Origin of the sequence: Kitasatospora putterlickiae, assembly GCF_039527695.1 — a bacterium.
GTDB classification, from domain to species: domain Bacteria; phylum Actinomycetota; class Actinomycetes; order Streptomycetales; family Streptomycetaceae; genus Kitasatospora; species Kitasatospora putterlickiae.
Genome location: NZ_BAAAKJ010000027.1, coordinates 34713 through 42365, shown reverse-complemented (window position 1 = coordinate 42365; position 7653 = coordinate 34713). Strand labels below are relative to the sequence as shown.

Genomic DNA, 7653 nt, shown 5'->3' with positions numbered 1-7653 from the left:
GCGCCGGCTGCTCGCCGGACTCAAGGAGACCACCCGGCCGGAGGCGCCGCCCGCGCTGTTCTGCCACTCCTACGGCTCGGTGGTCTGCGGCACCGCCGCACCGGACATCCCCCGGGCGGCCGCCTCCCCGGCCGACACCACCGGGATCACCGACCTGGTGGTGTTCGGCTCCCCCGGCATGGGCGTGGAGAGCACCTCGGAACTCGGCGACGGGGTGCACGTCTGGGCCACCCGCAACGAGACCGACTGGATCGGCAACGTGCCGTACCTGGAGGTCGGCGGGCTCGGCCACGGCGCCGACCCGACCTCGCTGGACTTCGGCGCCGAGCGGATCTCCTCGGCCCGCTCCTCCGGCCACAACGGCTACTTCACCGACGGCACCGACAGCCTGCACAACTTCGCGGCCGTCGCCCTCGGCGCCTACCAGGACGTGGTCCGCCCCGCCCCGGACGCCTGACGGGTCAACGCCCCTCGGGGTAGAGCCGGAGGGCCTCGGCGGCGGCCCGGCCCAGCTCCCGGCGGGCGGCCGGCGGGGAGAGCACCTCGGCGTCCGCGCCGAACGCGAGCAGCGCCCGGGCGGCCGGCAACGACTGGAAGCCGAGCGCGAGTTCGACCCAGTCGTCGGCCGCGCCGCCCCCGCTCTCCGGCGGCGGGACGGCCAGCCGGGCGCCGTGGATCCGGACGAACATGTCCAGCCGCCCGCGCCGCACCCGCACCTTCACCGTCAACTCCTTGGGCAGCCGCTCCACCTGCTCGCGCAGCAGCGCCCAGACCTCGCCCAGCCCCACCCCGGGCCGTCTGCGCACCGGTTCCTCCGAGGTCTCCGCGTACAGCACCCGGTCGGCCCGGAACAGCCGCGGCTCGCCGTGCAGATCGGCCACCAGGTACCAGACCGCGGCCTTGCTGACCAGGCCGTACGGGTCCACGGTGTACTCCAGCGGCCCGGGCGCGCCGCCGTGCCGGTAGCGCAGCCGCAGCCGCCGGTCGGCGAACACCGCGTACTGCAGTTCGCCCAGGTCCGGCCCGTTCGGCGCACCCGCCTGCATCCAGCGCGCCGGGTCGACCAGGACGCGCTCGCTGATCCGCTCGGCGCCCGGCCGGTGCGGGGCGGGCAGCGCGGCCATCACCTTGCGCAGCGCCGAGCCGAGCGCGCCGTCCAGCCCGAGGTCGCTGTGCACGCCCTGGGCGGAGAGCACGAACAGGGCGCGCGCCTCGTCGGCGGTCAGGCCGCTGACGTCGGTGCGGTAGCCGGGCAGCAGACTGATGCCGCCGTGCCGGCCGCGTTCGGTGTAGACCGGAACGCCGGCCGCCGAGAGCGCCTCGACGTCGCGGTAGATGGTGCGGACCGACACCTCCAGCCGTTCGGCCAGTTCGGTGGCGGGCACCCGGCCGCGGGTCTGGAGCAGCAGCAGGATCGAGAGCAGGCGGTCGGCCTTCATGGCACGAGGATCCCAGAAATCATGACGGTAGTTGTCAGGTTTTACCGGGAGATTGCCTCCGCCCGGAAAACCATCCGTACCAGTGGAGTTGACACACCCCATGGACACCACCCAGGACCCGCGCCCGCTCTACCGGTCCGCCCTCGACCAGCTGGAGAAGCTGATCGCCGAGGCCGGGCCGGAGACCCTGGACCGGCCCACCCCCTGCGCCGAGTACGACCTGCGGGCCCTGCTCGACCACGTGGTCGGCGGCGTCCACCGGTTCGCCTACACCGGCGAGGGCGGGCTCTCCCTCGACGTCGCGGCCGCGACCGGCGGGGTGCCCGACGACGGCTGGCCGGCCGCCCTCGGCCGGGCCCGCGCCCGGGTCACCGCCGCCTGGGCGCAGGACGCCAAGCTGGACCGCCCGACCTCCGTGCCGTGGGGCGAGGTGTCCGGCCGCGACGCGGTGGGCGGCTACGTCCTGGAGACCGTCGTCCACGCCTGGGACATCGCCCGCGCGCTCGACGCCACCGACCGGCTGGACGAGCGGCTGGGCGAGGCGGCGCTGGCGATCGCCCTGGCCGTGATGCCCGCCGAACCGCGCGGCGGCCGCGTCCCGTTCGCCCCGGTCCAGCCCGCCCCCGCCGGCGCCGACGCGTACACCCGGCTCGCCGCCCACACCGGCCGCGCGGTCTGACCCCGCCGCACGGGCCGGGGTTGGAGCTAGTGGCTCGGCGCGCACCGCGTGAGCCGCCCGTTGTACACGTCGATCTTGTGGTCGAGCACGGCCAGCGTCGCGTGCAGGTCCGCGATCTGCTGCCGCACCGCCTCCCGGTGGGCGAGCAGCAGGTCGCGGCGGTCCGCCGAGGTCCGCTCGCCCTCCCGGGCCAGCTCCACGTACCGCAGCATGTCCGCCACCGGCATCCCGGTCAGCCGCAGCCGCCCCAGGAAGGCCAGCCGGTGCAGATCGGCGTCGCTGTACCGGCGCTGGCCCGAGGCCGAGCGGTCGACCGGGTCGAGCAGGCCGATCCGCTCGTACCAGCGCAGGGTGTGCGCGGTCAGCCCGCTGGCCGCCGACACCTCGCCGATGGTGTGCCGCGGCGTGCGGTCGGGCTCGCCGACCGGATCCCGGAACACGTCCCAGCAGCTGCGCGTTTCGGCCTCGAACGTGGCGAGTGCGGTCATGGTCGGCTCCCCGGTGACGAACGTGACGACGACCCTAACGGCTTGGAGCGCACTCCAGGCAAGCCCGGCCGTCCCACCGGGCCGGTTAGAGTCGGGGCCCATGGAGAGCTTGCGGAAGATCGAGACCTGGCCGGTGCCGCACGCGGCGGCGGCCGTCGTACGGGGCGCGGACGGCGCGGTGCTGGGCGCGCACGGACCGCAGGACCACCTGTTCCCGCTGGCGTCGGTGACCAAGCTGCTCACCTCCTACGCCGCGCTGGTCGCGGTCGAGGAGGGCGTCTTCGAACTGGACGACCCGGCCGGCCCCGAGGGCTCGACCGTCCGGCACCTGCTGGCCCACACCTCGGGCCTGGCCTTCGACGAGCACCGGGTGATGGCCGCGCCCGGCAACCGCCGGCTCTACTCCAACGCCGGCTTCGACGTGCTGGCGCGGACCCTGGAGCAGGCCGCCGGCATCGAGTTCGGCCGCTACGCCGCCGAGGCCGTGTTCCAGCCGCTCGGCATGCGCGCCACCCTGATCAACACCGCGCACCGCTCCCCCGCCGGGGCCGGCGGCCTGTCCACCGTCGCCGACCTCACCCGGTTCGCCGCCGAACTGCAGTCGCCCAAGCTGCTCGACCCGGGCACGCTGCGGGCCGCCACCCGCGAGGTCGCCTTCCCGGGCACCAGTGGCGTGCTGCCCGGCTTCGGCCACCGCCGGCCGAACGACTGGGGCCTCGGCTTCGAGATCCGCGACGGCAAGGCCCCGCACTGGACCGGCACCGCCAACTCCCCGGCCACCTTCGGCCACTTCGGCCAGTCCGGCACCTTCTTCTGGGTGGACCCGGGGGCCGGCGTGGCCTGCGTCGCGCTCACCGACCGGGACTTCGGCCCGTGGGCCGCCGAGGTCTGGCCGGTCCTGAGCGACGCCGTCCTCGCCGAACTCGCGTAGCGCCCTCAGCCGTACGAGACCGGCGAGTGCATCTCCCACAGGAGCAGCTCCGCGCCGTCCTCGCCGGCCGTCGGCGCCGCGAAGGCGTCCCCGGTGATCCGCACGCTGTCGCCGGGCACCATCGAGCGGCCCCCGCCCTGCGGTCCCGGCACCGTCCGGTAGCCGAGCGAGCCGGCCGTCAGGTGCGCGTAGCGCCAGGGGGCGGCCGGCAGGGCGGGCAGCGGCTGCCACGGCCCCGCGGTCACCAGCCACAGCGCGGCGTCGCCGCGCCGCAGCCGCAGGGCCTCGGTGCCGGCGTCCCGCGCCAGCCCGGAGGCGAGCAGCGTCAACCCGTCGGCCGCGCGCTCCACCCCGCGCAGCCCGTACGCGGGGGGCGCGTCGAAGACGTCGGGCTGGAGCCACATCTGGACGAAGCGCACCGGGCCCGCGGCGCCGCCGACGTTGCGCTCGGTGTGGGTGACGCCGGAGCCGGCGCTCAGGTGCTGCACCATGCCGGGGCGCACCACCCCGCCGTGCCCGCGGGAGTCCCGGTGGGCGAGCGCGCCCTCCAGCACCCAGGTGAGGATCTCGGTGTCCCGGTGCTTGTGCTCGTCGAACCCGGCGCCGGGGGCGAGGAGTTCCTCGTTGCACGCGAGCAGCGCGCCGAAGTGCGTGTTCTTCGGGTCGTAGTGCCCGGAGAAGGAGAAGGCGTGCCTGGTCTCGACGCCCTCGGCGGGTGTCGAGCGGTAGCGCTCGGCGGTGCGGCGCAGATCGGCGCGGGGGCGGGCGGCGGCATCGGTCACGGGACCCACCGTAGTGGCCCCCGCGACGGGTGTGACCGTCACCACCCCGCCCCTCCACCGGGCCCTGTGCACGAGCAGTCACTCCGGTGAGGCAGTCTTGTCCCTGTGCCAGCCGCTTCCGCGAACTCCAAGAGCGATCCGACCGCCACTCCCGACAAGAACGGGAAGAGCCCGACCCCGGGCGCCGGGAGAGACCGGCCCGGCCGGGCGGCCCCGCGCCTGACCGCCCAGGAGCGCCGGCTCGCCGCCGAGCGCGCCGAGCGCCGGGCCGCGACCCTCAAGCGACTGGAGAAGTCCTCGGGCAAGCTCGCCTCGGCCGCGATCGCCCGGATGGACGACCAGCTCGGCTGGTACCGCCGGATGCCGCCGGAGCACCGGTCCTGGATCGGCCTGGTCGCCCAGGCCGGCATCGCCGCGTTCACCGAGTGGTACCGCAAGCCGGACACCCCGCAGGCGATCTCCACCGACGTCTTCGGCACCGCGCCGCGCGAGCTGACCCGGGCGATCACCCTGCGCCAGACGGTCGAGCTGATCCGCACCACCATCGAGGTGATGGAGGAGGCCATCGAGGAGGTGGCCGCCCCCGGCGACGAGGCCGACATGCGCGAGTCGGTGCTGGTCTACGCCCGGGAGATCGCCTTCGCCACCGCCCAGGTGTACGCCCAGGCCGCCGAGGCCCGGGGCGCCTGGGACGCCCGGCTGGAGGCGCTGGTGGTCAACTCGCTGCTCTCCGGGGACGCCGACGAGGGCGTGCTGTCCCGGGCCGCCGCGCTCGGCTGGGGCCAGCCGAGCCAGGTCCGGGTGGTGATGGGCTCGGCTCCGGACGGTGACAGCGAGCTGGTGGTCGAGGCGATCCGCCGGGCCGCCCGGTACGCCAAGCTGCACGTGCTGACCGGGGTGCTGGGCAAGCGCCTGGTGGTCGTGGTGGGCGGCGACAAGGAGCCGGTGCACGCGGCCCGGGCGCTGATCGGCCAGTTCGCGCCGGGCCCGGTGGTGGTCGGCCCGACCGTTCCCGACCTGCTCTCGGCGACCCGCTCGGCGCACGCCGCCGCGGCCGGTCTGCGGGCCTGCGCGGCCTGGCCGGACGCGCCGCGGCCGGTCCTGGCGGACGACCTGCTGCCGGAGCGCGCGCTGGCCGGCGACCAGGCGGCCAGGCGCCAGCTGGTGGAGGAGATCTACACACCGCTGGACGAAGCCGGCTCGGCACTTCTGGAGACCTTGAGTGTCTATCTGGAACAGGCCTCCTCACTGGAGGGAGCCGCCAGGATGCTCTTCGTCCACCCCAACACGGTGCGCTACCGGCTCCGACGTGTGACCGACGTCACGGGCTACGCGCCCTCCGACGTACGTTCGGCGTTCACCCTGCGTATCGCACTGGCGCTGGGGCGGCTCACGGCCTCCGGAGAGCCAAGCTGACCACTCTGTAGGGACCTTACAATCCCGAATGCTTTTCTTCGTTACCGTCGCCTACCCGCCCCCGGGCGCCTGGCGAGAGAGGGTTGAACCGTGCTCGTAATCGTCGCCCCTGGACAGGGTGCCCAGACCCCCGGTTTCCTCAGCCCTTGGCTGGAGCTCGACGGTGTCGCCGACCGCCTGCGCGGCTGGTCGGAGGTCGCCGGGCTCGACCTCGTGCGCGCCGGAACGGAGGCGGACGCCGAGGAGATCAAGGACACCGCCGTCGCCCAGCCGCTGCTGGTGGCGGCCGGTCTGGTGACCGCGCGCGCGCTGTTCCCGGACGAGGACGCGGCCCGCGCGCTGGTCGGCGCGGTCGCCGGCCACAGCGTCGGCGAGATCACCGCCGCGGCCGGCGCCGGCGTGCTGAGCGCGAGCGACGCGCTGACCTTCGTCCGTGAGCGCAGCCTGGCCATGGCCGAGGCCGCCGCCGCGACCGAGACCGGCATGCTCGCCCTGCTCGGCGGCGACGCCGAGGCCGTCGCCACGAAGCTCGCCGAGCACGGCCTGACCGCGGCCAACAACAACGGCGGCGGCCAGATCGTGGCGGCCGGCACCCTGGCGCAGCTGGACGCGCTGCGCGAGGACCCGCCGGCCGGCTCCCGGCTGGTCTCGCTGAAGGTCGCGGGCGCGTTCCACACCAGCCACATGGCCCCGGGTGTCGAGCGGCTGTCCAAGCTGGCCCCGACCCTGCCGGTCGCCGACCCGAAGGTCGCGTACGTCTCCAACCGGGACGGCCAGGTCGTCGCCTCCGGCGCCGAGGTGCTGAGCCGGCTGGTGTCGCAGGTCTCCAACCCGGTCCGCTGGGACCTCTGCATGGAGACGCTGCGGGAGCTGGGCGCGACCGCCGTCATCGAGCTCGCCCCGGCGGGCACCCTCACCGGACTGGTCAAGCGCAACCTCAAGGGCGTGGCGACGCTGGCCCTCAAGACCCCCGCCGATCTGGACAAGGCCCGCGAGCTCGTCGCGGAGCACGGCGGCCAGCAGCAGGAGCGGCAGGTATGAGCGACACCCCCCAGATCCGCCCGGTGACCGGTGCGCGGTACTCGCGCATCCACGGCGTGGGCGGCTACCGCCCGACCCGGGTGATCCCCAACGCCGAGGTACTGACCTGGATCGACTCCTCGGACGAGTGGATCCGCACCCGGAGCGGGATCGCCGAGCGCCGCTGGGCCGGCCCGGAGGAGTCGGTCGCCGAGATGTCGGTGCAGGCCGCCGGCAAGGCGATCGCCCAGGCCGGGATCGACCCGGCGCGGATCGGCGGCGTGATCGTCGCCACCGTCTCGCACCTCAAGCAGACCCCGGCCATCGCCACCGAGATCGCCGAGCGGCTCGGCTGCGGCACCGCCCCGGCGTTCGACATCTCGGCCGCCTGCGCCGGCTTCGGCTACGGCCTCGGCCTGGCCGACGGCATGGTCCGCGGCGGCACCGCCGAGTACGTGCTGGTGATCGGCGTGGAGCGGCTCAGCGACCTGACCGACACCTCGGACCGCTCGACCGCGTTCATCTTCGGCGACGGCGCCGGCGCGGCGATCGTCGGCCCGTCCGACACCCCCGGCATCGGCAAGCTGATCTGGGGTTCGGACGGCTCGCAGAAGGACGTCATCTCGCAGACCGAGGCCTGGGACACCGCCTTCGCCAAGGAGGACGCCGTCAACGGCGCCGGCGAGGAGGTCCGGTGGCCCGCGCTGCGGATGGAGGGCCAGACGGTCTTCCGGTGGGCGGTCTGGGAGATGGCCAAGGTGGCCCAGCAGGCGCTCGACGCCGCCGGGATCACCGCGGACCAGCTCGGCGCGTTCATCCCGCACCAGGCGAACATGCGGATCACCGACGCCATGATCAAGGCCCTCAAGCTGCCCGAGTCGGTCCCGGTCGCCCGCGA

The 7653-nt window shown here is 74.7% G+C and carries 9 protein-coding genes; 6 read left to right on the top strand and 3 right to left on the bottom strand.

What is annotated here, in order from left to right; translation table 11 throughout:
* Window positions 1-457: alpha/beta hydrolase (locus ABD308_RS03535; protein WP_344325354.1), on the top strand; the 457-nt coding region annotated here is incomplete at its 5' end.
* A gap of 4 nt (window positions 458-461) precedes the next feature.
* Here the strand turns inward: ABD308_RS03535 and ABD308_RS03530 are convergent.
* The gene (locus ABD308_RS03530) at window positions 462-1439 is read right to left on the bottom strand and encodes a helix-turn-helix transcriptional regulator (protein ID WP_344325351.1); all 978 of its coding nucleotides are present in this window, start codon (window positions 1437-1439) and stop codon (window positions 462-464) included.
* A 100-nt stretch (window positions 1440-1539) separates the two neighbouring features.
* Here ABD308_RS03530 and ABD308_RS03525 point away from each other — a divergent pair, with 100 nt between their 5' ends.
* On the top strand, window positions 1540-2118 hold the full coding sequence (locus tag ABD308_RS03525) for a TIGR03086 family metal-binding protein (protein WP_344325348.1): 579 nt from the start codon (window positions 1540-1542) through the stop codon (window positions 2116-2118).
* 26 nt (window positions 2119-2144) lie between these two features.
* Here the strand turns inward: ABD308_RS03525 and ABD308_RS03520 are convergent, their stop codons facing one another.
* Window positions 2145-2606 carry a MerR family transcriptional regulator gene (locus ABD308_RS03520; protein ID WP_344325345.1) on the bottom strand — a complete coding sequence of 154 codons (462 nt, stop codon included), beginning with the start codon at window positions 2604-2606 and terminating at the stop codon, window positions 2145-2147.
* Between the two features lie 100 nt (window positions 2607-2706).
* Here ABD308_RS03520 and ABD308_RS03515 point away from each other — a divergent pair, with 100 nt between their 5' ends.
* Window positions 2707-3537, top strand: coding sequence for a serine hydrolase domain-containing protein (locus ABD308_RS03515; protein WP_344325342.1), 831 nt, complete (start codon window positions 2707-2709; stop codon window positions 3535-3537).
* 5 nt (window positions 3538-3542) lie between these two features.
* Here ABD308_RS03515 and ABD308_RS03510 read toward each other — a convergent pair whose 3' ends face one another.
* Window positions 3543-4319 (bottom strand): pirin family protein, encoded by a 777-nt coding sequence (locus ABD308_RS03510; RefSeq protein ID WP_344325339.1) that lies wholly within the window; start codon window positions 4317-4319, stop codon window positions 3543-3545.
* Window positions 4320-4538: 219 nt separating this feature from the next.
* Here ABD308_RS03510 and ABD308_RS03505 point away from each other — a divergent pair, with 219 nt between their 5' ends.
* The 3 genes from ABD308_RS03505 to ABD308_RS03495 all read left to right on the top strand — a co-directional run.
* The gene (locus ABD308_RS03505) at window positions 4539-5735 is read left to right on the top strand and encodes a PucR family transcriptional regulator (protein WP_344325389.1); all 1197 of its coding nucleotides are present in this window, start codon (window positions 4539-4541) and stop codon (window positions 5733-5735) included.
* A gap of 90 nt (window positions 5736-5825) precedes the next feature.
* Entirely contained in the window at window positions 5826-6776 is a 951-nt protein-coding gene (locus ABD308_RS03500) for an ACP S-malonyltransferase (RefSeq protein WP_344325336.1), read from the top strand.
* Window positions 6773-7653 (top strand): beta-ketoacyl-ACP synthase 3 (locus ABD308_RS03495; protein WP_344325333.1); only part of this gene is annotated, 881 nt, incomplete at its 3' end. The genes ABD308_RS03500 and ABD308_RS03495, both read left to right, overlap by 4 nt.